2 protein-coding genes are annotated in these 1693 nt (G+C 66.1%); both read right to left on the minus strand.

Going from position 1 to position 1693, the window contains the following annotated elements; all coding sequences use genetic code 11:
* On the minus strand, window positions 1–635 hold a 635-nt coding region (locus tag V6M42_RS08495), incomplete at its 3' end, for a heme o synthase (protein ID WP_332678189.1).
* Window positions 636–712: 77 nt separating this feature from the next.
* Window positions 713–1693, minus strand: a 981-nt coding sequence (locus V6M42_RS08500; protein ID WP_332678190.1) for a cbb3-type cytochrome c oxidase subunit I, incomplete at its 5' end; no start/stop codon positions are given.

Below are 1693 nucleotides of genomic sequence, written 5' to 3' on the forward strand. Positions count from 1 at the left end.
CCCCGCGCCACCGGCATCATCGGGATCCCGGCCTTGGCGTAGTCGCCGGCCGAATACAGGGCCAGGGCCCAGCTGTGCGGCGGGGTCCACAGGAAGATGATCAGGAACAGCAGCCACGCCTGCCAGGGCGCCTGGCCGGTCGCCGCGGCCCAGCCGATCACGGGCGGGAAGGCGCCCGCCGCGCCGCCGATGACGATGTTCTGGGGCGTCCGGCGCTTCAGCAGCAGGGTGTAGAAGGCGGCGTAATAGACGATGGTCAGCAGCAGCAGGCCGCCCGCCAGCCAGTTGGTCGTCATGCCCAGCAGCATGACCGAGAAGATCGACAGGATGACGCCGAAGGCCATGGCGTCGTTCTTGCGGACGCGCCCGGCCGCGACAGGCCGCCCGCGCGTGCGCCGCATCAGGGCGTCGGTCTCGCCCTCCAGGGCCATGTTCAGCGCCCCGGCCGCGCCCGCGCCCACGGCGATGCACAGGATGGCGATGGCGGCCGAGATCCAGTCCAGGTCCCCCCCGGCGACGACCAGTCCCGTCACCGCGGTGAAGATCACCAGCGACATGACGCGCGGCTTCAGCAACTGGAAGAAGTCTTCCGGCTGGGCCGTCGAGATCGCGGGCTGGGGTGTGGCTTCAGTCATCGCATTTCAAAAACCTGAGGGCCGCCCTTTCGGCTGAAAGAGCGGCCCCCGTGTGTCAGTTCCGGATCAACCGGCCTCTAGTGGTCGTCGCTCTTGACCACCGGCAGCTCGTTGAACTGGTGGTGCGGCGGCGGCGAGGACAGGGTCCACTCCAGCGTCGTGGCGCCTTCGCCCCACGGGTTGGCGACGCCCTTGCGGCGACGGATCGCCGACTCGGCCAGCATGACCAGGAAGACCAGCACGCCCACCGCCGTGATCGCATAGCCGATCGACGAGATGTGGTTCCAGAAGGCGTACCCGTCCGCGTAGTCCACATACCGGCGCGGCATGCCCTGGAGGCCCAGGAAGTGTTGCGGGAAGAAGACCAGGTTGACCCCGACGAACATGATCCAGAAGTGCGCACAGCCGAGGAACTCGTTGTACTTCACCCCGAACATTTTTTCGTACCAGTAGTAGAAGCCGCCGAAGATCGCGAAGACCGCGCCCAGCGACAGCACATAGTGGAAGTGGGCCACGACGTAATAGGTGTCGTGCAGGCTGTAATCGATGCCGGCGTTGGCCAGGACCACGCCGGTCACGCCGCCGACGGTGAACAGGAAGATGAAGCCGATCGCCCACAGCATGGGCGTCTTGAAGCTGATGGAGCCGCCCCACATGGTGGCGATCCAGCTGAAGATCTTCACGCCCGTCGGCACCGCGATGATCATGGTCGCGGCGATGAAATAGGCGCGCAGGTTCACGCTCATGCCGACCGTGAACATGTGGTGCGCCCACACGATGAAGCCGACGAAGCCGATGGCGACCATGGCGTAGGCCATGGCGAGGTAGCCGAAGATCGGCTTCTTCGAGAAGGTCGAGACGATGTGGCTGACGATGCCGAAGCCCGGCAGGATCAGGATGTAGACCTCGGGGTGGCCGAAGAACCAGAACAGGTGCTGGAACATGACGGGATCGCCGCCGCCGGCCGGGTCGAAGAAGCTGGTGCCGAAGTTGCGGTCGGCCAGCAGCATGGTGATGGCGCCGGCCAGGACGGGCAGCGACAGCAGCAGCAGGAAGGC

The organism is Brevundimonas sp. (assembly GCF_036677305.1).
GTDB lineage: Bacteria > Pseudomonadota > Alphaproteobacteria > Caulobacterales > Caulobacteraceae > Brevundimonas.